Here is a 26,742-nt window from a genome sequence, read left to right as displayed (position 1 = left end):
AAATGGCAAATAAGAAAAATTCATTACAAACTGGAACACCAACTTGGTTACGCGTATCGATTTGGGGAATTCTAATTTTAACAATAGTTTCAACAGTTGCGCTTTATGCTTCATCATTCTTGCAAACTAAAACTCAACAAGAAGATCAAAAAAAGCAATCACAACTTTTGAAAACTTACCAAGAATATCAAAAGAAAGTTGAAGCTCAAGCTAAAGAACTTTCAGCAAAATATTACGATACTTTTAAAGAGTATGAAAAAACTCCAAGTGCATTTAATGCTGCAAGTGTAAAAGAACTTTCAAAGGTAGATTTAAAAGAAGGTGATGGTGCAGAAATTACCGACTCAACAACGAAATTCCAGGCTTACTATATTGGCTGGAAGCCTGATGGAACAGTGTTCGATAGTAGCTTTTCGAATGGTAGTTTAAAGTCCCCAGTTGTCTTTAAGAAGGATAATAATGAATGGAATGTCATTAAAGGTTGGAGTGAAGGTTTGAAAGGAATGAAAGTTGGCGGAGTTCGCGAATTAACAATTCCTGCAGATAAAGCTTATGGTGCTCAAGGATCGCCTAACAGTGAAGATTCTTCAAAGAGTATCGCTCCGAATACACCTTTGAAATTTATCGTGATGTTAATTCCGGATTTTGAGGAAGTTCCGCAGCCAGACTTGCAAGGTATTGAATAGAGTGGTAGATTTAGTAATTATTGGCTCTGGTCCATCAGCCCTTAGTGCGGCAATTTATGCCGCTCGCGATGGGCTGGAGGTTCGAGTTTTTGAAAAATCAGCATTTGGCGGAATCGTAACAAATTCAGATTTAATCGAGAATTATCCTGGTTTTGATGAGGGTATTTCTGGTTTAGAGCTTTCGAAAAAAATGAAAGTTCAGGCCGAAAAATTTGGTGCAAAGTTTGATTATGGTGAAGTTTTAGAATTTTCGGACAAAGGAAACTTTATAGAATTAAATATTGATGGTGGTTTTTTAGAGGCGAAAACAGTTTTAATTGCAACCGGAAATTCCTATAAAATGCTTGGACTCCCTCGTGAAGAAGAGTTTTTTGGGCGCGGAATCCACACTTGCGCTACCTGCGATGGTCCGTTTTACGCAGGAAAAGATTTGATTGCAGTTGGTGGCGGAAACTCGGCAATTACAGAAGCTTTGTTCTTGAGTAAGTTTTCGAAAGTGAATCTTTTAGTTCGAAATCAAATTTCAGCACAAGAGATACTTCAAAAGAGGCTGTTTGAAGCGGTTGAACGAGGTAAAATTAATCTGTTTTTAAAAACTGAGATTAAAGAATTGTTATTTGAGAAAACCGATTTTGGTGAAAAAATAATTGGTGCACAAGTTCAGCAAAAGACCGAAGAGGGTGAAAAAACTTTCAATATCAAATCGGCGGCAATTTTCGAATTTATCGGTTTGAACCCAAATTCTGATTTTGCTAAAAAATCGGGAGTTGAAACGAACGATAGGGGTGAAATTATTGTAAATTCAAGTTTTGAAACGAATATTCCGCGAGTTTATGCATCTGGTGATATTTTAGAAAATTCTCAAAAACAAATTGTAGTGGCGGCTTCAACAGGGGTTCAGGCTGCAATAAACATCGCTAATTTTATCCATAATAATTAAAAATAGGGCTAAAGGCCCTATTTATTTTTTGAGAAAGGGGTTTATAAAATTGGCTTCAGGATATTCTTCGCAATGGCATTTTATAATTTTTGGCTCAATAATAGAGATTAGGGAAGTGTCGCCACTGTGTCGATAGAAGCTTCCGATAGCACCCGCAATAACGTCTGCAAACTGGAGGCGTTTACTACTACGCGAATCTTTTTGAGTAACAAAAATTGTACGATTAAAGTTTGGGTTAGTTGCTGCGCGGATAGTGATGTATTCAAGAAGTGAATTTTGAGATTTTATAGCAGTTGAGCGCTGGTCAAATACGACCTTGATATCTTCATTGAAATCACTAACGATACGATCAATTAACATTCCAGAAAAGTAATTATAGGCTAGATTATGAGGCAGCTTGCGTAGAATCGCTGCATTAGGTTTATAGATAGCAATGTAATAAATATAAACATTATCGATTAAAGCAATTTGATTTAAAATATCAACTCGTTCTTCAAAATTCATTTCGCTAAATTTAATTTCTTTTCGAAAAACGCCAAACCGCTTTTTTTGAGTTTTTCGAATTAGTCTTGCGGCCTTTTTTTGAGCTTCAGGAGTTTTCATGACACTGGCAGCAATTACAAAATAATCACCACCGCCTTCACCGAGATTTCCAGTTTCATCAATTGAGATTTTAACCATAATTATTATAATAGCATAAAAACAGTACTTTATCAAAAGTGAAAAATATTCTCAAGCGTGGTATAATTAAAGATAATGAAAAAACTAGTGATTATTGATGGAAAAAGCGTATTTTATAGGGGTTATTACGCAATGAAAAATTTAAGCCTTGAAGATGGAACGCCAACCGGCGGAGTTTTTGGCTTTGCGAGTTTGGCCTTTGAGGTAATTCGGAAGCTAAAACCAGATTATGTGGTGGTAGCTTGGGATAAAAAAGGAACTTCAACCGCTAAGAGGAGCGCGATTTACCCCGAATATAAAGCTGGTCGTAAAAAGGCGCCAGATGATTTTTATGAGCAAATTCCACTTTTGAAGGATTTTTTGAAAACTTTGGGTTGGCCGCTTTTTGAGACTGATGGTTATGAGGCGGATGATATTTTAGGAACGCTGGCGCTTCAAGCTAATAAACTTGGTGTTGAGGCTAATTTGATTACATCTGATCTTGATATGCTGCAGTTGATTGATCAAAATACAAAAGTTTTTGCAATGAAGCGAGGTTTTTCAGAGATTGAAGAGTTTGATCTTGAATATTTTGAGGAAAAATACGGCTTAAAACAATCTCAGTTTTTAGATTTAAAGGCGCTTCAGGGTGATTCGAGCGATAATATTCCGGGTGTTCCGGGGATTGGACCAAAAACAGCAACGCAACTTTTGCAGGAATTCTTTACTCTTGAGGGGATTTATGAAAACTTAGATAAGATTAAACCATCTTGGCGAAAGAAGCTTGAGGATGGCAAAGAATCAGCATTTATGAGCAAAGAGATTGCTAAAATTTTTTTGGATGCGCCAGTTGAAATTGATTTTGATGCTGCCGATATTCATAACTTTAACTATGAAGAAGTATTGAAGGAGCTTCGAAAATTAGAATTTAACTCTTTAGTTAAAAAAATTCCTAAAGAGATGAGGGCAAGTTCAGTAAATTTTGAAAATAGTAATCAGATAAATATTTTTAGTGAACCTGAGCGTGAAACAAAAAATCTTGATTTTTTGCCAGAAATTAAAGCTGAAACTTTCTTTAAAAAGAATCAAAAAATGGTTTTCTTTGATCTTGACCAGGATTCGAAACAGATTTTTGCCTCAGATTTTGAGAACATTTCTCAGTTTAAAGTTGAAGATTTTTTGAAATTTCAGGAATTTTTCGAAAATACGAAGACAGCATTTTTTAACGCCAAAGAAACTTTTCACGGTTTAGCAAAAAATAATATAGATTTTTGTGAGTGGCAAGAGATTTATGATATTGAACAGATGGAGTTTTTGCTAAATGCGTTAATTCGCGACAAGACCTTGAGTGGTATTTTTGGTGAAAAAATAAATGAAGATGAGCCAAAAAATAGAATTTCGGCGATGCGAATTATTTTTGAAGAACAGCAAAAAAAGCTTGAAAAAGTGCCAAAAATTCGCGAAATTGCTGAAAAATTAGACTTCCCAATGAGTAGAGTTTTATTCAAGATGGAGCAGGCTGGTGTTGAAATCTGTCCAAATATTTTTGCAAAAATGAGTGAAAATTTTGCCGGAGAAATTGCTAAATTAGAATCTGAAATTTTTCAAATTGCAGGCAGGGAGTTCAATGTGGCGAGTCCACTTCAACTTTCGAAAATTCTGTTTGAAGATTTAGCTTTACCAACAAAAGGTATTAAAAAATCAAAAAACGGTTTTTCAACTGGCCAAAAAGAATTAGATAAATTGCGCGAATTTAGCCCGATCATTGAAAAAATTGAGCATTTTAGAGAATTTTCGAAATTAAAAAACACCTATGTCGACGCTTTACCAAAACTTGCTGATAAAAATAACCGAATTCATAGCACTTTTGCGCAAGATATTACAACAACAGGTCGGCTTTCTTCAAGTAATCCAAATTTACAAAATATTCCAATCAGATCAGATCTTGGTCGAAAGATTCGTGAAGGTTTTGTGGCTAAAGAAGGCAATCTTCTAGTTTCGGCGGATTATTCGCAGTTCGAATTGCGTCTTGCAGCTGTTTTATCGGGAGATAAGAATCTTATTGAAACTTTTGGAAAAGATTTGGATATTCACGCAAAAACGGCTAGCGAAGTTTTTGGCGTTCCAATAGAAGATGTTTCGAAAGATCAGCGGCGTGTTGCGAAAATCATTAATTTTAGCGTTCTTTATGGTGTTGGTGCACACAATCTTTCAGGTACAATTGGTGTTGGTTTTTATGAGGCAAAAAAATATATTGAAGAATATTTTAATGCGCATAAGCCGATTCAGGATTTTATGGATAAAACTTTAGAGAAAGCTAAAAATGAAGGCTATGTTGAAACATTCTTTGGTCGAAGGCGACCTACGCCAGATATAAATTCAAGTAATTACATGATTCGTGAAATGGCCAAACGAGCTGCACAAAATATGCCAATTCAGGGAACTGAAGCTGACTTGATGAAGCGGGCAATGCTTGTTGTTGATGAAAAAATTACGCAAACTGGTTTGGGTGAACAAATTTTACAGATTCATGATTCAATTTTAATAGAAACGCCAGAAGAGAATGCAGATAAAGTTGCTGAAATTCTAAAAAATGTGATGGAGGATGTTGCTCCAGAATTGCCGGTTAAACTAAAAGTTGAGGTCTCTGTAGGAAAAAATTGGTTGAAGCTATGAAAAAACCCGCTTTTTCAAGCGGGTTGTTGGGTAAGGAGAGTTGATTTTAGCGTAAAGAAGAAAAGCATTATTTTTCTTCTTTTTTATTTTTGAACAGCCCAATAAAAGCTGCACTAACTAATCCTAACATTGTTAGGATTGCTCCACCATTATTGTCATTATGAACTGCTGCGGTATCTACTGTACCATCAGCTTCTTTAACAATATTGTCTTGCGAATTCGCGTTAGTGTTAGCTTTTACGGCTTTTGCTTGTTCTGCTGGAGCAGACGCTTCAGCTTTTTTGCTTGTAGAATCATCTTTAGCTGCTACAGTAGCACCTTTAGATTTTTCAGTTTTCACCTGATCTTTAGCTTTTTTGCTATCGGTTTTCTTATCGGTAGCGTTTTTAGCTTTATCAGTTGCAGTAGTTTTATCATCTGCTTTTTGAGATGGTTTTTCTACTGCATGATCCTTGTTTGCTGCCTCACTTGTTGAAGGTGAAGTACTTGGCGCAGGTGCCTCACTTGTTGAAGCATTAGGATCTGTTTTGTAGTAAAGATAATTTAAAGCATCATCTTCTGGGTTGGTGTGACCAAACAGTCCAGGTTCTTCCGTAGTGATTTTATCACCGACAGAGTACTGGTTACCTTGAGGTCCTGTTATTGTGTAGTATGGATACCCATCAACATCGTCAGGTGCCTGTACTGTATACCCATTAGGACCAACTACAGCTCCTTGCATCCAAGTTATTTCAGGCTGATCTGATAAGGTGTATTTCAGATAAAACATACGAGAATTATCTGCAGTAAACTGAGTAGTAGTTTCGTCAGCATATACCTTTTGCATAGTACCTTGTTGAGCTTGAGCAGCTGTTGCAATTGTAATAGCTGCAACCAAAACTAGACCATATTTCGCAAATTTTTTAATATTGTTAGTAGACATAATTGTCACCCCTATCTATCTAATGTGTTTTTTAAAGTACAAAATCAACTCTGCTTAAATAATACCATAAAATATAAAAAATGTCAAGCTAATTTTGTAATTTTGTTATAAAAACTTGATTTTTATAACGCTTTTGTTTATAATGGGGCTTAGGAAAACTATATTTTTTTATAAAGGTGGAAGGAAATTATAAAATGAAGAGGCATAAAATAACGCTTGGCTTAGTTTTAACTATTGCTATTTTAAGTTTGGGAGCAAACATTTTTCAGTTTGTTAGATACAACAACGATATAACTAAAGTAAAGAGCTCTGTTGGAACAGTTTGTGATGATAAAATTATCGATAAATACAACAATATAAAAGGGCCAAAAGATGCATATGAGAAAAACTCAAAAGCTTTGGGTGAAGAAATTGCAAAAATGTCGGGAAACGAGAAAGATGCTAACTGTGTAGCGATAAGGTTCTCGATTGGTACAAAAAATCAAGAAGAAACATATAAAACTCTAAAAGAATTGGTAGAAAAAGGCCAAAGCCCAAGTCTTAAAATTGAAAATATACGCAATATATATAGAATGGACCCTTCTGGGGTTCAAATTAATAGCGTAGAGGATGCTATTAATGGATAGTAAAAAAATCTTTTTAGCTATAGCGCTAGCCCTATTTGGCGTTATATCTTTTTCTAAAGGCGCAAGTGCAGACGTACCTGGAGTTGTGCAAAGACAGTTGCGAGATGCGTGTAGAAAATTTACAATGTATGAGGTTCTTTACGGTGGAGGCACGACATTTTTCGAGAAATATGGTGGTGATAATTATATTGCAACGGCAAACTGGATCTCTTCTGATGAAAATGGCGATAAAAACATTAACGCCATTTATGAAAAGAAGAACTTTGAGCTTAGTGAGGATAAGAGGGTTTTTTATATAAACACTGCTGTTTTACCTTGTAAGAATACATATCAATCAGGCTCTGCAGTTAATGTTAGGATTAATGCGGGCCGTCATGATGCTAAATATCTTATCACTTCTCCTGGCAAAGCAAAAGGCGAGGCTGGGCAAGGAGCTTCCCATAGCTATGGTGCTCAACCAGGGGAATTAAAACGTACTGGCGTCATAACGGTAATTGTTAAGTCAGAAGCTATTAATAAGTTTAAAGATGGTGATTTTCTTACATTTTCTCTCCACCAATGCGCTAAGGCAGAGTCGGGAGAGCGCGTGCCACCTTACCCCGCCGATAAAGACCCGTATGAGTATGTTGATAATCCTATTACTAATCCTGGAAACTGCTATAGTCGCGATATAAGCATCCGTATTAGCGCACCAATTAAGTTCAATGTTGAGTCAAGCACCAAGGCTGCGGTATTGAATTCGAGCCAAAGCATTAGATCTGATGATACAAGATTTAAAAGCAATGGTCGAAACAATCCACAAACTGCAAAAGTTGGCCAGTGGGTTTCGTTTAAACATACTGTAATCGGTAAAGATTTCAACAAGCCTGATGTTCAAGGTTTTGGATCTTATACTACATTTAGAAATAATGGTAGTGGTGATACAACTATTAGTAATCATGGTGGATTTATTTGGCGAAGATATGGCTATGAATCTCGTAAAACTTTAATTAACCAAGGTCTTTTAACAGATACGGTTAACAGTACAAATGAAAATGGTGAAATATTTAAAGTTACCAAACAAATGGCTGGAAAAACTATTTGTTCAAGTATGGCGTACAGTATTGAGTCTCAGCCCGGAGGTACAGACAACCGTAACAGATTTAATCAAAGAACAAATGAAGCTTGTGTATATGTTCCATATAATTTTGATGTTACTCCTTGTGTGAAGATAGATAAAATTAAAAACTGTTCGGGTGGTGATATTGATGTGCCAACCGATGGTAGAATTCCACCAGATCCAAATAATGGTGAAGAAATTGAAGTGCCTGACAACGGAACGGGAACTTCTCCGATAAGATACAAAATTACAACTTGGCGCGTTCCTGCTGCCAGGGAAGGTCGCGTAACCGTAAATAATAGGCGAGATAACGAAAACGGTGATACTTGTGCTGCAAACAATTTCTACTCAGAAGTTTATCAGGTGTTAGAAAATTGTAGAGTTGTTAGAGAAGATAGCTCTGGAAGATCGTATGATAGAAATACAAGAATTGCGGACTTTATTCCTGAAATTGAAGAAGGAGCTGAAGCTGGAACAAGGTATTGTGTGGCGCTTTCAATTTCACCATATAAGATGAGCGATACACAAAGTAAGGCTGATCAAGAAGCAAACAATAATCAGTGGAGGCACAGTGCGCCAATCTGTATTAAGGTTGTAAAAAAGCCAAAAGTTCAGTTCTGGGGAAATGGTGTATTTTCTCGCGCAGGTATTAGAACTAGCTTATCTCCAACAAAAGAAGGAGTATTAGGTTCTTGGGTTGAGTATGAAGCTATAACAGGTGGAAATATTCGAAATTTCCGCACAGAATCTTCACAAAGCACACGTCGATTAGCTATTGAAAACTATACTTCAATAGGTAATTTTGGACAAGGAGCTCCAAGTATTGATTCGGTTATTAGTTCGATTGCATCTAAATTTCCTCGACAAAATACAAATAATTCAGAAATGACAGTTAATGTTTATGATGATACAGAGCAAATAGGTGGTTTTAGTGCAGACAGAACAACTAAGGTTATTTATGGTAAGAACCTTCGGATTATTAGTGATATTACCAATGATGATAGGACCGTAAATAGCGATAGTGATTTTAGACAGATAATAATTATTGCAGATGGAAATATCACTATTGATCAAAATGTGAAAAGAATCGATGCTTGGTTGATTGCTAAGGGAACTATCAACACTTGTGCTGTAAATGGTCTTCAAAATATACAAAATGTTACAACAGGAAATTGTAACGAGCAGTTGCAGATTCGGGGTGGAACACTTTCTAATACGCTCAAATTGTGGCGAACGCATGGTTCTGATGGAAAAACTGCCAGTTCTCTTTCGGAGCCGGCAGAAATTATCAAACAATCTGCAGATACTTATTTGTGGGGACAAGCACAATCTGGTGGCCAAGGAAAGATCGTAACAACTTATACCAAGGAACTTCCGGTACGATATTAAGGAGAAACAATGAAGAGTAATAAGAATTTTAAAAAAGGTGGCGTTTCGATATTTATCGTTATTGTTGTTGGTGTTTTGGTTTCGATTATGTCGGCAAGCTTCCTTAGGCTTATGTTTCGAGATCAAGAACAAGCTAGTAAGTTGGATCTTTCACAGAGTGCTTACGATAGTGCGCAGGCTGGCGTTGAAGACGCGAAAAGGTTTTTGCGAATCTTCCGATCGGCCTGTGGGCCATCTGGAACAGGTGATTTTGAAGGGGGGCACTATGATTGTAATGCTATGAGAGATGCAATCCGGAGTGATAGTTGCTATGTTTTAGCTACAGCAGGAATTGGAAATGCTAACAGTGAAACAATTATTCAAACAACCTCTGGAGCCGGTGGAGCAAGTAACGATGCAAGTTTAAACCAGGCGTATACATGTGTAAAATTAAGAATGAATACTGCTGATTTTCTAGGAAGAACTAATGACGGTTCGCCTTCGGTGATTAATCTTAGGGGTACTACAGCATTCAATCGTGTGCGTATTCGATGGCATTCAAGAGAAAATATGACAAATGGCAATAATATCGCATTAGACTCATTAAGTAATCCATCGGTACGCCCAAGGATTGATTCACGAAACTGGCGCAACCAAAACCGACCTGCTATTTTGAAAGCTCAATTCTATGGTTATATTCCAGGCGTTGAAAGGTCGTCTTCAATTATGGATACGCCATACCCAGATGATAAAAACGGTGCAAGTGAAATGCTTTTTTATCCAGTAAACAGTAATAGTAGTAGCTTATTAAGTCCAGATGCACCAAATATGCCAAGGGTTCGAAGAAATGACTCTTCTTCAGATGCAACTACCGACTACACTTTTACAAGGTGTTCGGATAGAATGGATGCGAATTCTAATACATATGCTTGCCAAACGACGGTAAATATTGGCCGAAGTGTCGATCCTCGTGATGTTCTATATTTGCGCCTAACGCCTTTAATGAATGATTCGAACTTTGAAGTTGAATTGTTAAATGGTGATAATGTTGTTGATTTTGCTGGTGTTCAGCCAAAAGTTGATTCAACTGGTCGTGCTAACACACAGTTAAGGCGCGTGGAGAGTAGGATTGGATTTAACGATACTAGCTTTCCGGTTCCTTTGTTCTCAGCGCAAACTAAAAACGAAAAAGAACCTATTTGTAAAGACTTTTCAGTAACAAGATTGAGTAATTCGAACGTTAACTGTAAAAACCAGTAATATAAAATAGCCTTTCGAAAGGCTATTTTATTTGGTTTAAGTTATTTTGCGTATTCGATTGCTCGAGTTTCTCGTATAATATTAACTTTAATTACGCCAGGATATTGCATTGTGCTTTCAATTTTATCGGCAATATCTCGAGCCATTTTAATTGCTGAAAGATCGTCAACGGCTTCAGGAGAAACAATTACTCGAATCTCGCGACCAGCTGAGATTGCGTAAGCTTTGTTTATACCTTTGAAACTTGTAGCAACATTTTCAAGTTCGCGCATTCGTTCTACAAAGTTTTCAGCAGAAGCATTTCTTGTTCCTGGTCGAGAAGCACTCATTGCGTCAGTTATTTTAACTATAATTGCTTCGACCGTAGTAGCTTCAACATCTTCGTGATGCGCAGCTATGGCATTAACTACGCGTGGATCCATGCCGTATTTTTCAGCAAGTTCAGCACCGATTTGGGCGTGTTTTCCTTCAATTTTATGAGTTACAGCTTTTCCAATATCGTGGAATAGTGCGGCAGTTTTGGCGATTGTTACATTTGCACCAATCTCTTCAGCGATGAGTCCAGCAACATTAGCCATTTCGGTTGAATGTTTAAGAACATTTTGGCCATAGCTTGTTCGAAATTTTAGTTCACCCAAAAGCCGTAACATTTCACGAGGTAAGCCAGAAAGCCCAACTTCTCGTGCAGCATCTTCACCGGCACGATTGATTTCTTTATTAATTTCGCGCTCTGCTTTTTCTACAACTTCCTCGATTCGTGCAGGGTTAATTCGGCCGTCTTTCATTAACAATTCAAGCGCAAGTCTAGCAATTTGGCGGCGGACAGGGTCGAAACTTGATAAAACAACCATTCCAGGAGTGTCGTCAACGAGGATATCTACGCCAGTTTCGCGCTGAAGGGCTTGAATATTGCGACCTTCTTTTCCGATAATTCTGCCTTTCATCTCGTCGTCTGGGAGCTTAAGAGCAGTGACGGTTCTTTCGGCTGTAACTTCGCTAGAAATTCTTTCCATAGCTGAAACTAAAATTGTTTGAGCGCGTTCCTCGGCATCTTCAGTTGCATTTTTTTGAAGTTTTGCAACTAGGTTTATCATATCTTGAGTTACGCTTTTTTCGGTAAGTTTAAGGATTTTCTCGGCAGCTTCTTTTTTCGAAAGTTTAGCAATTTTCTCGAGTTTTTCATGCTGTTTTTTTCGAATTTCCTTAACTTCATTTTTAAGTTTTTCAACTTCCATTTCATCATTTCGAAGCTTTTCATTGCGAGAATCAATCTGATCAAGCTTTCGATCGAGTGATTCTTCGCGCTCAGCCAAACGATTTTCGGTTTTTCGAATTTCCTTGCGTCGTTCAGATTCATCTTCGTTAGCTTTTTCGGTAATTCTTAATGCTTTTTCATTAGCTCTTTCTAGGATTTCGGCTGACTTTTTTCTTGCCTCGGCGATAATTTTATCGGAGTTATTTTTTGCATTTGCAGATTTAATTTTTTGATACGTAAAAGCTCCAGCACCGCCAAACAGAACGCCAAGCGCAGCTATCAGTATATCCATATTTTTCCTTTCATCAAAAATTAATTTAAAAAATCAAAAAGCAATTACTATGCCCAAACCCATTTTACCATAAAAAAGTTATTTTTCAAAATTGCGAAAAAAAATATTTTAGTGTATAATTTAATTATGTTTATGTCTTTTTTAACTTGGTGGTATGGAAAAGGTCTAGCTTGGCGTGCAGAAAAAATATTAGATGGAGTTGAGCGGTCAATAGATACTTTTTCTCTTGGATTATTAGTAAAAACTTGGTTTTCGCCGTTTCGCCAGATTGATGCGATTGCGGTTTCGAATGTTTCACTTGAAGTTCGAATTCGAAAATTCTTTGACAAGCTTTTTTCACGGTTTATTGGTGCTTTTTTAAGAACAATAGTGATGATAATTGGTGTATTTTTTATTGCATTTAAAGCTTTATGGGGCTTGGTTTTATTATTGTTATGGTTAGTTTTACCGGTTTTACCATTAGTTCTTGTTGTTATTTTTACAACAGGCTGGACACCAAAAATTGTCCCAAAAATCCGTGATGATTTTATGACTTGGCAAAAAAATAGTAGCTTAAAGAAAGAAGTGAAACCAGCTAAAACAAAGAAAAGGGGTTGGCTATGAGTTTTAATTATAACCATTTACGAGCAAAAAAATCACGCTTAATGAATATTTTAAGGTTGTTTTTACCCCTCTTAAATTTACTTAAGATTGTTGGCGCTATAAGTGGTTTTTCTTTGATTTTTATGGATTCGGCTTTGGGCTGGATAGTTTTAGCTATTGTTTCGGTTGTAACAATACTGATTAACTGGTGGAACGGTGAATTGCATAGATTGGCGCCTTCGGCAGAATTCACTATTGAAGGGCAAATGGCAAGCAATATACTCGGCAGGTTGTCAAAAAACCCAACAAGTGAACAGATTGCTAAAGTTGTTCTTGAAAGTTCTGGTGGAAAGTTTATTGCGGCTAGGTTTGGGCTTGGAAAAACTACAATAGAAAGTCTAGTTCAGATTCCGCAAAATTCTCCAGAAAATATTTTTCAAACTGCGCTTCAAATTCAACAAAAATTAAAAACTAAAACTGTTTCAGGGTCAGTTTTAGTTTTAGCTATTGTTCGAAATTTTCCAAATTATGAAACACTTTTAGCTCAATTTTATGTTGATTTTGAAGATCTTGAGAGGGGTGTCCTTTGGCATGACCATATTTTTTCGCTAATTAATAAATCTAAGATTCCGATGAAAACTGGTGGAATCGCAAGAGACTGGTCGTTCGGATATACGCCAACATTGAATCGTTTCGGGGTAAATATTACCAACCAGGTATCAAATAATATTTTAATGTCTTCTAATCTAGAGCAGCACAAAGAGCTGGTTTCGAAGATGATTGAACAATTTAGCGGTCAAGGTAAGCAAAACATTGCTCTTATTGGTGTTGATGGTGTTGGAAAGACGACGGTTGTAAATTCTTTTGCGGCAAAAATCGCTAATGGTAATGAAAAAATACCTTCAAATCTAAAATTTAGACAAGTTATCTCATTGGATGCATCTTCGTTGATTGCTGCGGCTCCTGGGCGCGGTGAAATTGAGAATTTACTAAATTATGTTTTGAATGAAGCGTATGCTGCTAAAAATATTATTATTTGTCTTGATAATGCACAATTATTCTTCGAAGACGGGGTTGGTTCAGTTGATGTTTCGAACTTGCTTCTACCGATAATTCAAGGCGGGGTTTTACGTATGATTTTAACTATGGACGAGCAGAGATTTTTACAGATTTCAGCTAAAAATCCAGCCTTAGCGCAGGCAATGAATAGGCTACAAGTAAATCCGGCCAATTATGATGAAACTTTGGCGGTTATGCAGGACAAGCTTTTACTTTTCGAACACCAAAACGGAGTTTTATATCAATTTCAAGCACTTAAAGAAGCTTATCGACTAAGTCAAAGGTATATTTTTGATTTAGAGATGCCAGGTCGAGCGGTTAGATTACTGGAAATGTCCGCCGGTTTTGCTGAGAATAAGATTGTTACAGCTAGCTCGGTTGAAAAAGCTATTGAGCAAACTATGAATGTTAAAATTTCGACAGCAAACGTTGATGAAGAAAAGGAAACTCTTCTGAATCTAGAAAATCTACTTCATGCACGAATGGTTGGACAGGAAAAGGCTGTTTCAGTAGTTGCAAATGCCTTGCGTCGAGCAAGAACCGGAGTTCGAAACCAGAATCGACCAATTGGAACATTCTTATTCCTTGGTCCAACTGGTGTTGGAAAAACTGAGCTTTCGAAAGCGCTTTCTGAAGTATATTTTAATGGCGAAGATAATATTATTCGTCTTGATTTGAATGAATATGTGAATCTTGATGATGTTTCACGGTTGATTGCGGATGGATCGCGAGATGCGAGTTCGCTAACTGCTCAAATGATGAAAAAACCTTTTTCGGTTGTGCTTTTAGACGAAATTGAAAAAGCGCACCCGAATGTGTTGACGGCACTTTTGCAAGTTTTGGATGAAGGTATTTTGCGTGATGAGAAAAACCGGGAAGTCTCGTTTAGAGATGCGATTATTATTGCTACATCTAACGCTGGAGCAGAAAGGATTCAAGAACTTATTGCACGCGGTTATGATTCTACGAGCGCCGAAGAAGTCATCGTAAATGATTTGATAGCTAGTCGTGAATTTAGGCCTGAATTCCTGAACCGTTTTGATGAGATTGTTGTTTTCGAGCCACTCACAAAAGAAAATCTATTGCAGATTATTGATCTTATGATTGCAGGAGTAAATAAAACCCTTGCTGGGCAAAAAATTTCAGTTTCAGTTACGCCTGAAGCACGATTGATGCTTGCGGAGATGGGCTACGATCCAAAATTGGGAGCTCGACCAATGAGAAGGGTAATTCAGCGTGTTGTGGAGAACACAATTGCACGAAAAATGCTTTCGGGTGAAGCTCAGCCTGGTTCAAACATTGAGATTACACCGGATATTGTTCAGCAAAGTTAAAATATAAAAAATAAAATCGGCGATATAATCGTCGATTTTTAAATTCATTTTTTGGAGGGCCAGGAGGGGCTCGAACCCTCGACACCCTGCTTAAGAGGCAGGTGCTCTAACCGGCTGAGCTACTGGCCCAATACTTGTATTATAGCATATTTATTTTTAAAAATAAAGTCTTTTTTATTTTTTAGGACTTATTTTATAAACAAAATGAGCTCCAGATATTTTGAAGGGTTTTAAATTTTTAATTTCAAAACCATAACTTATAAAAAGAAGAGGCGATTTTTGTGCATTAGCTTGAATTTGAGATAAATTGAGCATTTTATGAATTCTTTCCTGATGACCAAAGGTGTAGAAAACTGTAATATTTTCTATAGGAAAAACCGTCCAAAAATTTTTAAGGTAAATTTGAACATTTTTACATTTTCGAAGTCTAACTTTTGAAAAAAGCACAAGAAATGGGTTGATCTCAAAACCTATTGCGCGAGCATTAAAACTACTTGCCATTTTTAAAACAATACCATCGCCTGATCCAATATCAACCAATGTATCTTTTTCAGAAAGATTGATAGCTTTAAAGAGTTTAATAAGTTCTTTTTTGTGAGTTGGGACATATGGCGCACCAAATAAAACAGTCAAAAGAAAAACGGCGATAATTATGCCGAAAAGTGTTAGTAATAAATAAAAAATAATTTCCATAAAAACTTGGTACCCCCGGTAGGACTCGAACCTACGGCCAGGAGGGTAGAAACCTCTTACTCTAATCCACTGAGCTACGGGGGCGTACCTAAAATAATTATATCAATTTTTTTAAAAAAAGTCCATATGTTTATTTTAAAGCAAAAACCTCCAGATAGTGGAGGCTTATGCTAAAACAAAAAAGATCAAATGGTGCGGGCGGAGAGAATCGAACTCTCATCACTTGCTTGGAAGGCAGGTATATTAGCCGTTATACGACGCCCGCATAAAAATATTATAACAAAGATTTTCTATAAAAGCAACACTTTTTTGAAAAAATAACATGTTTATGTTAATATAATAACATGAAACTGAATGATTATGTCGTGAAATCTAACTTGGAAGAAGTTGCTCACTCTAGCGGTTACGCTAAAGCTCAATCTGGTAGACGTTTTGGCGCTGCTAGCACACAAAGTTTTAGTCAGCGTCAGGCAGTCGATTATCGTAAATCAAGAATTCGTTCTTATGGTGATTCGAAATTAGGTCAACTAAGAATGGCGCAAAAAACTAAAATGGAATCATCAATGACAGCCCTTGATCAAATTCGTCAAAAGCGTATTGAAAGAGAAAATAATGACTATATGTTTAACTCTAATCGCCAAAAAAATACGGTTACCGGTGATCAAATCGACCGAGCAACTAGAATGAGAATGGAAGCACAAGGAATGGATAGCGAAAATCGATTCGATAATGTTTCCCAGTCGGGAATGGCTGGTTTTTATGGCTCTTCTGGAATCTCACAATCCACGCAAAATATTACAAAAAATTTTCAACCAGAAATTAAACCAAAATTTTAAAGCTTGATTTTTAACTGGGGGTGTGTTAAAATTGTTAAAGCTATGGCGGATGTAGCTCAGTTGGTTAGAGCGCTGGTTTGTGGCACCGGAGGCCGTGGGTTCGAATCCCATCATTCGCCCCAAGTAAATTTGAGCGTAAAGCTCTTTTTTATTTGACTAAAAATATAAAATATGGTATAATTTTGACTAGTTTTTTGCCAAGGAGGAACAAAAATGGCCAAAATGAACCTTGAAGATATTAGGTTAACTGAGAATATGCATGATAAATTTGTTAATACTTTTCAGGAATTCCTCTCTTTTCACGTAAGCTTTCAGAGTCTAGAGAAAGAATATATTAAAATATTAACAATTATTGAATCATCGTTAATTTTAGCAGCTCAAGACATACTTAGAGAAAGCTCTGAGATGGAGAATATTGATACGGAGATTGAGATCATGACAATTTTTGAAATCCTAAATGGTGAAGAGTTAAGTGAAAGTTCGGTGGTTAAATTTAATTTGAGAGTTATGAAGTATATACTTGAAAATATAAACAATTATAGCTCTGAGACTGTTAATCGTATGTGTAGAAATGCTAGAGAATATTATAATAAGCACAAGTGTTCTCTAGATTAATAAAAAACTCCCAGTGTCGGGAGTTATTTAATTATGAAAATAAAGTTTCAATTTTTGCGCCAAGCGAATTTAATCGTTCGGCAAAGTCTTCATATCCGCGATTAATATTGTAGACGTCGCGCAAAGTTGAAATTCCTGGCGCGGCAAGCATTGCAATCAAAACAACAACACTTGGGCGAAGCGCACTTGGAGCGATAATGTCAGCTGGTTTCCATTTTGTCGGACCGGATATGTAAACACGGTGTGGGTCAACGAGCTCAATTCTAGCATTTAACTTTGAAAGTTCCGTAAAATAAATTGCGCGATTTTCGTAGCTCCAGTCGTGAACTAAGGTTCTACCTTCTGCGGCTGTGGCAATTAGGCCTAGAAAAGGTAAATTATCCATATTTATCCCAGGGAAAGGTAGTGCATGCAATTTGTCTTTTGCGGCGTGTAGCTTTGATTTTTTAACGGTAATATCAACTAAGCGAGTTTTTTTATTTCTCGAAAGATATTCGGGGCTAATTTCAAATTTTGCACCCATTTGTTCGAGCGTTGCGAGCTCGAGTTCGTTGAATTCAATAGGTGCGCGTTTAATAGTAATTTCTGAATTTGTCACTAGAGCAACAGCAACGAATGTAATAGATTCAATCGGGTCTTCGCTAACATAATATTCAACATCTTTGTTTATTTTATCTACCCCGTGAATTACTAATGTTGTAGTACCGATTCCTTCAATTTTAACACCTAATTTTTCTAAAAAGAAGCACAAATCTTGAACCATATAGTTTGGACTAGCATTGCGAATAGTGATTTTTTGGCCTGAAAGCGCAGCGGCCATAATGATATTTTCGGTAGTTGTATCACCGCGTTCGGTCAAAAGAATAGCTTTTTCAACCTTTTTGGGTTCATTTATGACATCGTAATAATCCGTTTCTGCAACGATATTTGCCCCAAAGTGCTTAAGACCAGCAAGATGTGGCTCAACAGTTCTAGTTCCGAGATTGCAACCACCCGAAAAAGGAATTTGAAAGTTGGAATATTGATGTAGGAGTGGTCCAAAAAACATTAAAATACTGCGAGTTCGCTTAGCTGAATCAATATTCATATTTTCGAAATTTAATTCATTTGGTGGTATAATTTCTAGGTCATTGGAATCATTTAACCATTTTGTTTTGACGCCGATCGAATTTAAAACTTCAAGGATCCTATTAACTTCTTCGATTTTTGCAACATGGTGAAGAGTGGTTTTTCCTTTGTTTAGGAGAGAGGCGCAAAGTAATCCAACTGCAGCATTTTTTGAAGTTTTAACTTCGATTTCTCCAGAAAGCTCACGGCCACCATGAACTCGAAAATTGGTTTTTTTCTGGGAATTAACAGATATAATTTCGCTAGAAAGTTCCTCTGAAATACGTGCAAGCATTTCAACGGTAATATTTTGTTTACCGCTCTCGATGCGATTTATTGCGCTTTGCGATGTACCAATTTTTTCAGCTAATTCAGCTTGGGTTAGATTTTGGTGAAGCCGATATTCTTGAATTAACTGACCGATTTTTTCTAGGTAGGATTTTTCATTATTCATAATAGAATTATACTACTTATGATATAAAAAACGCAAGTATTTTTTAAGATTTTGTATTTAAATATTAACTGTGGTAAAATATGAGAATGATATAGCGATATTTTATACTGGTTTTGTATTTAGGAATGCTTTAAATAAAAGGAGATTTTTATGTTTGATGAAAAAATTTTTGACGCAATTGAAAGTGAAGAATATCGCCAACGAGAAGGGTTAGAATTAATCCCGAGCGAAAATTATGTTTCGAGAGAGGTTTTAGCAGCTCTCGGGTCTGTTTTAACGAATAAATATTCTGAAGGCTACCCCGGAAGAAGATATTATGGTGGTCAGGAAAATACAGATATTATTGAATCTTTAGCAATTGAACGTGCTAAAAAGCTTTTTAAATGCGACCATGCAAATGTTCAACCTCATAGTGGAGCAAATGCAAATGAAGCAGTTTATAATGCTTGGCTGGAGGTCGGCGACACTGTTCTTGGAATGGATTTAGCTCAAGGTGGTCATTTAACACATGGCTCACCAGTCACAAGAAGTGGAAAAATCTATAACTTTATACGATATGGTTTGGATGAAAATGGTGAAATAAATTACAACCAAATTGAAGAAATGGCCGAAAAATACAAACCTAAAATTATCCTTGTAGGATTTTCAGCATATCCTGGCGAAATAGATTATGCTCGAATTTCGAAAATTGGTAAAAAATATGGTGCAATGTTAATGGCTGATGTGGCGCATATCGCTGGGCTAATTGCGGGCGGCGTTCTTGAAAACCCGTTTGACTATGGATTTAATGTAGTTACAACCACGACACATAAAACTCTGCGTGGTCCACGCGGAGGAATGATTCTCTCAAACGGAAAAGTGGGAAATCCGCTCAAAAAACCAGAAAAAACTCTTGAGAATCTGCCGACTTTAATTGATAGAAGTGTTTTTCCAGGAACGCAAGGCGGGCCGCAGATGCACTCAATTGCAGCGAAAGCGGTTTCATTTTATGAGGCTCTTCAACCAGAATTTAAAAATTATGCTAATCAGGTTGTAAAAAATGCTAAAAAACTAGCGGAAGAGCTTTCGAAAAGAGGATTTAAGCTTGTTACAGGTGGGACAAAGAATCACTTAATTTTGGTTGATGTTTATTCTAGTTTTGGAATTGATGGCAAAGCGGCAGAACGCGCGATGGATAAGATTGGATTAACACTAAACGCTAATTCGATCCCTAACGATAAGTTATCAATGTTTACGCCGAGTGGAATCCGCCTAGGAACTCCAGCAATAACTTCTCGAGGTATGAAAGAGGAACAAATGGAGCGAATTGCCGAATGGATGAGATTTGCAATCGAAAATCGTGACAACCCTAAAGAGCTCGCAAAAGTTAAAAAAGAAGTTGCTGATTTTGCAAGACTTTTCCCGTTGCCGAGCGATCTATAAAATTTGAATACGATAATTTTTCCATGATATAATATAAGTAGTATGAGTAAAATTTTTTCGAAAATAAGAAAATGGCGTGCTAGTTTTGTATTGCTTGTGATTCTCTCTAGTTTTTTAGCGATAGTTTTTTCTACGATTTCGAAAGCATCTATTTGGTTTGATGAAGCTTTTTCGGCATATATAATTCGGTTTAGTTTTGCAGACATTTGGCATTATACATCTGTTGATGTTCATCCTCCTTTATATTATTTTTGTTTGAAGATTTGGAGTTTATTCTTTGGTAAAAGCGATTTGGCCCTAAGAAGTATGTCGGTAGTTTTTGGCGTTTTGACAATTTTGGCGGCTTATTTATTAGTTAAACGACTTTTTAACAAGAAAACAGCATTAATATCGAGTGGGCTTTTGGCGATTTCTCCAATGCTGATTCGTTATTCTCAAGAAGCTAGAATGTATACAATGGTTACGTTTTTAGGTGTTGTTGCGGTACGAGCTTTTTACGAAGGTTGGATGGCTAAAAATGATACGAAAATAATTAAACGATGGCGTTTTATATATGTTTTAGCGGTTTGTTTAGGGATTTGGACACAGTATCTTTACGGGCTTATTCCGGTTTCTTTGTGGATTTATAGAGGTTTTTCGGTTTGTAGGCGTAGAGAGTTAGAGCGAAAAAAGACTTGGTTTCAATTCTTGAGAATCAGAAAGAACCAGAAAAATAGTATTTTTTATGATTTTTTTGGTGAAAGCTGGTTTAAGATGCACTTAATCATTGCTATTTTATATCTACCGTGGATTCCATTTTTTATTGCGCAAACAGCTTACGTTAAGGAAAAGTTTTGGATTCCCGCTATAGATTTTTCAACAATCCCAAATATGATTTCGAATTTTTTGTTCTACTTGGATGTGAATAAAACAAATGGCTGGCTTTCGATTGTGGCAGTATCGATTATAGTTATTGCATTTTTTGCTATAAAAAGGGAATTGAAAAATAAGGTTTTCGAAAAAAATATTCAGTTGATTTTGAGTATTGCAATTATTCCGGTTATAGTGTTGTACGTTGCAAGCTTACCACCGTTGAGCTCGATTTTTGTAGACAGATATTTGTTGATGGCTGAGATTTTTATTTCGATAGCTTTGGCGGTTGCGATCTATTATAATTATAAAAATAAGAAAATCTTTATGAGTTTATTGCTGGGGATACTGGTTGCAATTTCGCACAGTATTGGGGTTTTTCAAATTGATTTACAGCGAGGAGTTTCAAAAAATGATGGTGAAATAACAGAAATTCGTCAAGGAATAGAACAAATTCGTAATGAGAATAGATATGCAACAATAGCTGTAGGAGATTTTCTTTATTATTCGGCAGCTCAATATTCGACTGGTGATAGTAAAGTTTGGTTCTATGGTGAAGCGCCAATTTATGGATCTGGCGATATGATTCGTTCGGACTTTACACCTAAGATTGAAAAATATGTGTCGTTTTTGAAAGAAAATAAAGAATTTTATGTAATTGAAAAATATATCAATAACGAAGATACTGCTCCAAGTTTTGATAAATATAAGCTTTCAAATGAAGAATTTTATAATAACTCTATAGATGGAAAGCCGTTGTATAGAATTTTTAAATTTGTTGCAAAATAGTCTTCACAAAAATAAAATAATATGGTATAATTTAACAGTAAGCACCCGTAGCTCAACTGGATAGAGTACTTGGCTTCGAACCAAGCGGTTGCAAGTTCGAATCTTGCCGGGTGTACCATATTATCTCGCATTTGCGAGTTTTTTATTTTGGCAAAAATAAGGGCTGTGCTATAATGAAAATATGAAAAATATAGTTTTCGAAAACTTAGAGATTTTCCAGGATGTTAATTTTGGCAAATTTACAACAATGAAACTTGATGGTCGAGCAAAATACTTTACGGTTGTGAAAAGTGTTGAGGATTTTTCTGCGGCGGTGCACTTTTTTAAAAAAGAAAATATTCCATTTTTTATTCTGGGCGGTGGAAGCAACACGATCGTTCGAAGCAAGTTTTTTCCTGGAATTGTAATTAAAAACGAAATTTTAGGTTTTGAGCAAGTTTTTGAAGATGACAAAAAAATCGAATTTAAGGTTAATTCGGGAGTTAATTGGGACGAATTCGTGCGATTTGCAGTTTCGAAAAACTTAAGTGGTTGTGAGGCTATGGCAATGATTCCAGGAACGGTTGGTGCATTGCCTATTCAAAATGTTGGCGCTTACGGTCAAGAGGTTGTTGATATTTTAAAAGGCGTTGAAGTTTTTGAAATCGAGACGGAAGAGATTAAAACTCTATCTAAAGAAGAATGTCAACTTTCTTATAGAGATAGTATCTTTAAAAGAGATAAAAAAGATAAATATTTTGTGATCTCAATAAATCTTGAACTTTCGAAAGGTCGGCCAGAGGATCCGAAATATGAGACCTTAAAACATGAACTAAAGAAAAAAGGCATTAAAGAAGAAGATTTAACTTCTAAGGATGTGATGGAAGCGGTAGTGGAAATTCGTTCAAGAAAACTCCCTGATCCAGAAGAAATCCCGAGCGCGGGCAGTTTTTTTAAAAACGTTAAAATAACTGAGAGTATCGCAGAAGATTTTCGAAAAAAATATCCAGGAATCCCTATTTTCAAGGTTGGTAATGAATATAAAATTCCAACAGGCTGGTTGATTGAACAGTCAGGTTTAAAAGGGAGAGAGTTTTTTGGAATGAGAGTTCATCCAGGAAGTGCTTTAGTTCTAACTAATATTTCAGCTAAAAGCTATGATGAATTAGCGCAGGCAAGAAAATTAATTCAAGATAGGGTTTTTGAAAAATTTGGCTTAAAAATAGAACAAGAACCGCTGGAAATTTAATAAAAATAAAAACGGCATTCAGTTATGAATGTCGTTTTTAGAATTTAAAAGAATTATTCTTCTGTTTTTTCTTCTTTAGTGTCAGGAGTTTTCTCTTCTTTTACTCCTTCTGTTTTTTCTTCTTCTACGATTTTGTAGCCAAGAATAGTTCCTTTTGCAAGACTTTCTTTTCCGGCTGCATCATTCCAGCGAGAGCTGTCTAGGCCGAGAATCAAGAACCAGATAGGAGATGCGAATGCGAAAAGGATAGCCCAGTAAGGTGATTTGTCGAGCTTTTTACTAATTTCGATAGCTGCCAAAATTGCAAAAATAGCCGAGATTATAATTCCAACATAAGGAATAAAAGTCAAAAGAGATTTCCAGCCTTCTTGACCACCAAGTTCGAAGAATATCCAGCGGTTATAGAAAGGAATCCAAGCTTTTTTAGCATCGATCCCGGCTTTTTTAAAGATTAGCATGTAAAGGAGAGAGCTAATAACATATCCTATAACTGCAGCAATTAGCGCAAAAATCAAAAAGAACGCAATAGACATTCCTGCAATAGCATCAGTTTCTGCACTGTGACTATAGCCTCTATATCCATATGAGTAGTCGCTATTATAATTATACATTTAAAAATCCTTTCTTTGATTAATTTCTATAATGATTATATATTAAAAAATTGAAATTTTCAAGATTTTTGCTTATAATAAGGCTTATGAGATTTTTAAATGGTGCAGAACTTCGTGATTTTATTAAAGAACGCCAAGCTAAACAGGTGCGAGCCTTGCGACAAAGCTGGCGAGTTTTTCCAAAATTAGTGATTTTTTATTCTTCAAAAAGCCCCGTAACTGAAACTTATATGCGACTAAAAGAAAAATACGGCGAAGATATTTTAGTTGAGGTTGAGCGACAAAAAGTTGATGTTGAGTTAATGAAAGAAGAGATTCGAAAGGCTAATCTTGATGAGAATATTCACGGTATTATCGTGCAACTTCCGCTTGAAAATAAAAGTGGCGAGAAACTTTCGAAAAATGAAACTGAAGCAATTTTGAGTGAAATTTCGAAAGAAAAAGATGTTGATGGTTTGAATGGTGGTGATTTTGTTCCAGCTACAGCGCAAGCAATAAATTGGCTTTTGGCAGGCTATAATATTTCATTAGAAGGTAAAAAGGTTGCCGTTGTTGGACAGGGGAGGCTTGTAGGAGCGCCACTTTCGAAAATGTTTGAAAAATCTGGAGTGATGGTTTCGAAATTCGATGAATTTAATAGCGAAGAAATGGTAAAAACACTTAAAGATTTTGATGTGGTAATTACAGCGGTTGGAAAACCGGGGTTAATTACTTCAGAAATGCTAAAATCTAAGGCGGTGGTTATTGATGCTGGAACGGCGAGCGAAGATGGAGAGATTAAGGGTGATGTTTCGGATGAAGTTCGTAAAAATAGAAAGGATCTGATTATTACACCAATAAAAGGTGGAGTTGGTCCACTAACGGTTGCTTCTTTGATCGATAATGTCATTGTTGCAGCAAGAAAAGTTGCAAATCAAAAAGGGCAACAAGATTTATAAACAAAAATAGACCTCGAAATTGAGGTCTATTTTCTATCTGAAGCTCGATCGCCCCATTGAGAAGCGGTCAGCTTTAGAATTTTGCAGCTTTTCGGCTTGCGAAGTAGTAACCAAATGCAGTTACCATTGAACCTAGTCCAAGAACTGCCGATAGGGCGTCTGAACCAGTTTCAGGCAATTCTGAAGGAACGCTTGGTACTGGATTATTTGGTGTTGGGTTGTTTGGTGTTGGAACATTTGGTGTTGGGTTGTTTGGTGTTGGGCTTGGTGGAGTTTGTTTCTTTGGAATTTCCACTTTAGCGCTATCACAACCATCGTTGTCTCCAGGAATTGTTGGAGTATCTACACAAGCAGTGTTTACGGCTGACATACCTGTTGCAGTTGCTTGAGATTTAATAACGATAGTTTTGCTTTCACCAATCTTCAAAGAGTCAATCTTTGAAACCAAAATGTTGTTTTCAATTTTACCGCTGTCTGAGCTAATGAATTTAATGTTTACAGGAGCTCGGTCAGTTACAACAACATCTTTCAAATCAACATTTCCGTTGTTTGATACTGTAATTTCATAGTTGAAATCAGTATTTGCTTCAAGTTTAGCAAATTTTTGATTGTTTACAGTTTTCTTAATAACGATTGAAGGTTTTTCATCTCGTTTAACTTCGAAAGTTTTTACACAGTTTGAATTTGCATTCTCGCCATCTTTTGTAATAACTGTTGAAGAAATTGTGAATTTACCAGCAATTTCGATATCAACTGTTAATTTCGAACCATTGTTTACAGTCTTTTCGATTACAACTTTACCACTTTCATCTTTGATGGTGTATTTAACACCGATAAATGTTGTGTGATTTACAGTGTAAGAAGTATTGAATTCGAATCGTGTTCGAGAAATTTGGTTGATTGTGATGTTTTTACATACCAACTCAGGTTTGTTAGGTGTTGGTGTTGGTGGTACTGTTGGAGCTTTTGTTTCAAAAGATTTTTCACAATTTGCATTTGTGTTTTCACCATTTTTAGTCATGGTTGTTGAGATAATTGTATATTTCTCAGTTACATCATTTGGAACGGTAATTTCAAATTTAGTACCATTGTTGATTACTTTTTGAGCTACAACTTCACCTTTAGAATTTTTAACAACATATTTTGTTCCAGTAAATTCTGTATCTTTTACTGAATATTTCGTATCAGCTGAATAAGTGATTTGCTTTTCATCTTTTCGAACAATATTTAAGCTTAAAGCGTCACATTTGTAAGCTGGAGTTTGAGGTTTTGGAGTATCACATTTTTTAGTGATCCGTACACTAGCAGTGTCATTTTTAACTATTTTTTGATCACTTGCTTGTGCGATGTTTGTCAAAACGTTGTCTCCACAAACTGGCAAGTCTTTTTCAGCTGCAACTGTTGCGTCAAAACGTACGTAAGCGTCGCCATTTGCTTGATATGTACCAATATTGATTCCAGAATTTTGAATAATGTTATCGCTAACTTTCAAGCCATTTGGGTTTGAAGTGTTGTAAAGTTTTGTTGTACCTGCAACATAATTCAAACCTTTTGGTAGAATATCGCGAATTACCAAGTTCTGAATTCCTGCAGAACCTGTGTTTTTAGCGTGAATTTGGAATTGAACTGTGTCGCCACCTTTAGCACTTACAGTTTCAGTCCAAGTTTTTTCGCCATTTGTTTTATTTCGAACTGTTTTTGCAAGATCGATATCTGTTTTCTCTTGTGGTTGGTTAACTTGAGCTTTAACTTTAACGGTTACGTAACCTGCATATTGAAAACATCCAGGAATTTTTCCGTCAAGTTTGCTGTATCCAAGAGTTGCACCCGTATTGTTTACGATGCTGTCTGGAAGTTTAGTTGTACCCATTCCGTTGTTTTCGAAAAGGGCAGAACCAGCAACATAAGCCAAGTTGAAGTCATTATCACTTGAAAAAGTTGCTTCATCCCAAACTGTGTTAGGTTTTGCGTTTGAAGCTGAAACCTGACCTTGAACAGTTACGGTTTTTGCAGTTGTTGTTGGAACGTTAAGTTTCGCAACTACGTTTTCGGCAACAAGATTTAGATTCGAAGCTGCGTTGTTGTGAACGTAAATTCGAACATAGTATTCTTTGCCGTTTTGAACTTTCATGTTATTCGTCCAGTTAGCATTTGATCCAACTTCACGAATTCCAACGAAGTCTTTTTCGTCACCACCAATAACAGGGTTATTTGTGATTGAGTTAAATGTAATATAATCTGCTGGTTTTTCAATAGTAAATGATGGTCGAGCTGGACCCCAGGCCATAACGGCAACCGGAGCAATAACTGCAGCCAAGATTGAACCAGAGATTACAGAATGGTTTTTAATAAAATTAATGAGTTTTTTCATTTGGTCCCTCATTTTCTCCCTTCTAATCTCCACTTTATTAGAAATTTTATTAATTATAAATATCATAATT

Annotated in this window: 21 protein-coding genes and 5 tRNA genes; 16 read left to right on the top strand and 10 right to left on the bottom strand. The window is 36.3% G+C overall.

The genetic code is table 11. The features are described from left to right. The first annotated feature begins 2 nt into the window (after positions 1 to 2). Together HXK94_002810 and HXK94_002805 are read left to right on the top strand one after the other, a co-directional pair. Positions 3 to 686, top strand: coding sequence for an FKBP-type peptidyl-prolyl cis-trans isomerase (locus HXK94_002810; protein ID QTI96173.1), 684 nt, complete (start codon positions 3 to 5; stop codon positions 684 to 686). 1 nt (position 687) lies between these two features. Next, a complete protein-coding gene (locus HXK94_002805) occupies positions 688 to 1,626 on the top strand; it encodes an FAD-dependent oxidoreductase (GenBank protein ID QTI96172.1) in 939 nt (312 codons plus the stop codon). A 21-nt stretch (positions 1,627 to 1,647) separates the two neighbouring features. Here HXK94_002805 and HXK94_002800 read toward each other — a convergent pair whose 3' ends face one another. Then, positions 1,648 to 2,307, bottom strand: a complete 660-nt coding sequence (locus HXK94_002800) for a DUF3800 domain-containing protein (GenBank protein ID QTI96171.1) — start codon at positions 2,305 to 2,307, stop codon at positions 1,648 to 1,650. 75 nt (positions 2,308 to 2,382) lie between these two features. Here HXK94_002800 and polA point away from each other — a divergent pair, with 75 nt between their 5' ends. Continuing rightward, positions 2,383 to 4,962, top strand: a complete 2,580-nt coding sequence (gene polA, locus HXK94_002795; GenBank protein ID QTI96170.1) for a DNA polymerase I — start codon at positions 2,383 to 2,385, stop codon at positions 4,960 to 4,962. A 67-nt stretch (positions 4,963 to 5,029) separates the two neighbouring features. Here polA and HXK94_002790 read toward each other — a convergent pair whose 3' ends face one another. After that, positions 5,030 to 5,884 (bottom strand): hypothetical protein, encoded by an 855-nt coding sequence (locus HXK94_002790; protein QTI96169.1) that lies wholly within the window; start codon positions 5,882 to 5,884, stop codon positions 5,030 to 5,032. 194 nt (positions 5,885 to 6,078) lie between these two features. Between HXK94_002790 and HXK94_002785 the strand changes: the two genes are divergently transcribed. Genes HXK94_002785 through HXK94_002775 form a run of 3 tightly spaced genes read left to right on the top strand, consistent with a single transcriptional unit; the run spans position 6,079 to position 10,237 of the window. After that, on the top strand, positions 6,079 to 6,510 hold the full coding sequence (locus HXK94_002785) for a hypothetical protein (protein QTI96168.1): 432 nt from the start codon (positions 6,079 to 6,081) through the stop codon (positions 6,508 to 6,510). Further along, a complete protein-coding gene (locus HXK94_002780; protein QTI96167.1) occupies positions 6,503 to 8,998 on the top strand; it encodes a hypothetical protein in 2,496 nt (831 codons plus the stop codon). Before HXK94_002785 ends, HXK94_002780 begins: the two co-directional genes overlap by 8 nt. Before the next feature lie 9 nt (positions 8,999 to 9,007). Then, positions 9,008 to 10,237, top strand: a complete 1,230-nt coding sequence (locus HXK94_002775; protein ID QTI96166.1) for a hypothetical protein — start codon at positions 9,008 to 9,010, stop codon at positions 10,235 to 10,237. A gap of 41 nt (positions 10,238 to 10,278) precedes the next feature. Here HXK94_002775 and rny read toward each other — a convergent pair whose 3' ends face one another. Beyond that, positions 10,279 to 11,784, bottom strand: a complete 1,506-nt coding sequence (gene rny, locus HXK94_002770; protein QTI96165.1) for a ribonuclease Y — start codon at positions 11,782 to 11,784, stop codon at positions 10,279 to 10,281. 132 nt (positions 11,785 to 11,916) lie between these two features. On the opposite strand from rny, the gene HXK94_002765 reads away from it, so the two are divergent. Together HXK94_002765 and HXK94_002760 are read left to right on the top strand one after the other, a co-directional pair. Further along, positions 11,917 to 12,387 carry a hypothetical protein gene (locus HXK94_002765; protein QTI96164.1) on the top strand — a complete coding sequence of 157 codons (471 nt, stop codon included), beginning with the start codon at positions 11,917 to 11,919 and terminating at the stop codon, positions 12,385 to 12,387. Beyond that, positions 12,384 to 14,759, top strand: coding sequence for an ATP-dependent Clp protease ATP-binding subunit (locus HXK94_002760; GenBank protein QTI96163.1), 2,376 nt, complete (start codon positions 12,384 to 12,386; stop codon positions 14,757 to 14,759). The genes HXK94_002765 and HXK94_002760 overlap by 4 nt, the downstream gene beginning before the upstream one ends. 52 nt (positions 14,760 to 14,811) lie before the next feature. On the opposite strand, the gene HXK94_002755 is transcribed toward HXK94_002760, so the two are convergent. The 4 genes from HXK94_002755 to HXK94_002740 form a co-directional block, all read right to left on the bottom strand. Beyond that, a tRNA-Lys gene (locus tag HXK94_002755) sits at positions 14,812 to 14,888 on the bottom strand. Positions 14,889 to 14,933: 45 nt separating this feature from the next. Further along, complete coding sequence (locus tag HXK94_002750) at positions 14,934 to 15,452, bottom strand: rRNA adenine N-6-methyltransferase family protein (protein ID QTI96162.1); 519 nt, start codon at positions 15,450 to 15,452, stop codon at positions 14,934 to 14,936. 7 nt (positions 15,453 to 15,459) lie between these two features. Continuing rightward, positions 15,460 to 15,536: transfer RNA gene (locus HXK94_002745), tRNA-Arg, on the bottom strand. 106 nt (positions 15,537 to 15,642) lie between these two features. Next, positions 15,643 to 15,717, bottom strand: a tRNA-Gly gene (locus HXK94_002740). 79 nt (positions 15,718 to 15,796) lie between these two features. On the opposite strand from HXK94_002740, the gene HXK94_002735 reads away from it, so the two are divergent. The 3 genes from HXK94_002735 (at position 15,797) to HXK94_002725 (ending at position 16,903) form a co-directional block, all read left to right on the top strand. Beyond that, positions 15,797 to 16,288: a hypothetical protein gene (locus HXK94_002735; protein QTI96161.1), complete on the top strand. Its 492-nt coding sequence runs from the start codon at positions 15,797 to 15,799 to the stop codon at positions 16,286 to 16,288. Positions 16,289 to 16,333: 45 nt separating this feature from the next. Next, a tRNA-His gene (locus HXK94_002730) sits at positions 16,334 to 16,410 on the top strand. 91 nt (positions 16,411 to 16,501) lie between these two features. Beyond that, entirely contained in the window at positions 16,502 to 16,903 is a 402-nt protein-coding gene (locus tag HXK94_002725; protein ID QTI96160.1) for a hypothetical protein, read from the top strand. Positions 16,904 to 16,934: 31 nt separating this feature from the next. Here the strand turns inward: HXK94_002725 and HXK94_002720 are convergent, their stop codons facing one another. Continuing rightward, positions 16,935 to 18,464, bottom strand: a complete 1,530-nt coding sequence (locus HXK94_002720) for a UDP-N-acetylglucosamine 1-carboxyvinyltransferase (GenBank protein ID QTI96159.1) — start codon at positions 18,462 to 18,464, stop codon at positions 16,935 to 16,937. A gap of 150 nt (positions 18,465 to 18,614) precedes the next feature. On the opposite strand from HXK94_002720, the gene HXK94_002715 reads away from it, so the two are divergent. The 4 genes from HXK94_002715 to murB all read left to right on the top strand — a co-directional run bounded on the left by HXK94_002715 (position 18,615) and on the right by murB (position 22,752). Beyond that, positions 18,615 to 19,886, top strand: coding sequence for a serine hydroxymethyltransferase (locus tag HXK94_002715; GenBank protein ID QTI96158.1), 1,272 nt, complete (start codon positions 18,615 to 18,617; stop codon positions 19,884 to 19,886). Between the two features lie 42 nt (positions 19,887 to 19,928). Continuing rightward, positions 19,929 to 21,524 carry a glycosyltransferase family 39 protein gene (locus HXK94_002710; protein ID QTI96157.1) on the top strand — a complete coding sequence of 532 codons (1,596 nt, stop codon included), beginning with the start codon at positions 19,929 to 19,931 and terminating at the stop codon, positions 21,522 to 21,524. A gap of 41 nt (positions 21,525 to 21,565) precedes the next feature. Further along, positions 21,566 to 21,642 (top strand) — tRNA-Arg (locus tag HXK94_002705). A gap of 63 nt (positions 21,643 to 21,705) precedes the next feature. Further along, positions 21,706 to 22,752: a UDP-N-acetylmuramate dehydrogenase gene (murB, locus tag HXK94_002700; GenBank protein QTI96156.1), complete on the top strand. Its 1,047-nt coding sequence runs from the start codon at positions 21,706 to 21,708 to the stop codon at positions 22,750 to 22,752. Positions 22,753 to 22,805: 53 nt separating this feature from the next. Here the strand turns inward: murB and HXK94_002695 are convergent, their stop codons facing one another. Beyond that, positions 22,806 to 23,363, bottom strand: a complete 558-nt coding sequence (locus tag HXK94_002695) for a hypothetical protein (GenBank protein QTI96155.1) — start codon at positions 23,361 to 23,363, stop codon at positions 22,806 to 22,808. Positions 23,364 to 23,449: 86 nt separating this feature from the next. Here HXK94_002695 and HXK94_002690 point away from each other — a divergent pair, with 86 nt between their 5' ends. Continuing rightward, entirely contained in the window at positions 23,450 to 24,301 is an 852-nt protein-coding gene (locus HXK94_002690) for a bifunctional 5,10-methylenetetrahydrofolate dehydrogenase/5,10-methenyltetrahydrofolate cyclohydrolase (protein QTI96154.1), read from the top strand. A 73-nt stretch (positions 24,302 to 24,374) separates the two neighbouring features. Here the strand turns inward: HXK94_002690 and HXK94_002685 are convergent, their stop codons facing one another. Next, positions 24,375 to 26,672 (bottom strand): DUF11 domain-containing protein, encoded by a 2,298-nt coding sequence (locus HXK94_002685; GenBank protein QTI96153.1) that lies wholly within the window; start codon positions 26,670 to 26,672, stop codon positions 24,375 to 24,377. Positions 26,673 to 26,742: the final 70 nt, after the last annotated feature.

The sequence above is a fragment of the Candidatus Nanogingivalaceae bacterium genome, from assembly GCA_015257795.3.
Classification (GTDB): domain Bacteria; phylum Patescibacteriota; class Saccharimonadia; order Saccharimonadales; family Saccharimonadaceae; genus Nanogingivalis.
The sequence above is the reverse complement of the archived record's forward strand: the minus strand, read 5'-3'. Positions and strand labels throughout refer to the sequence as shown.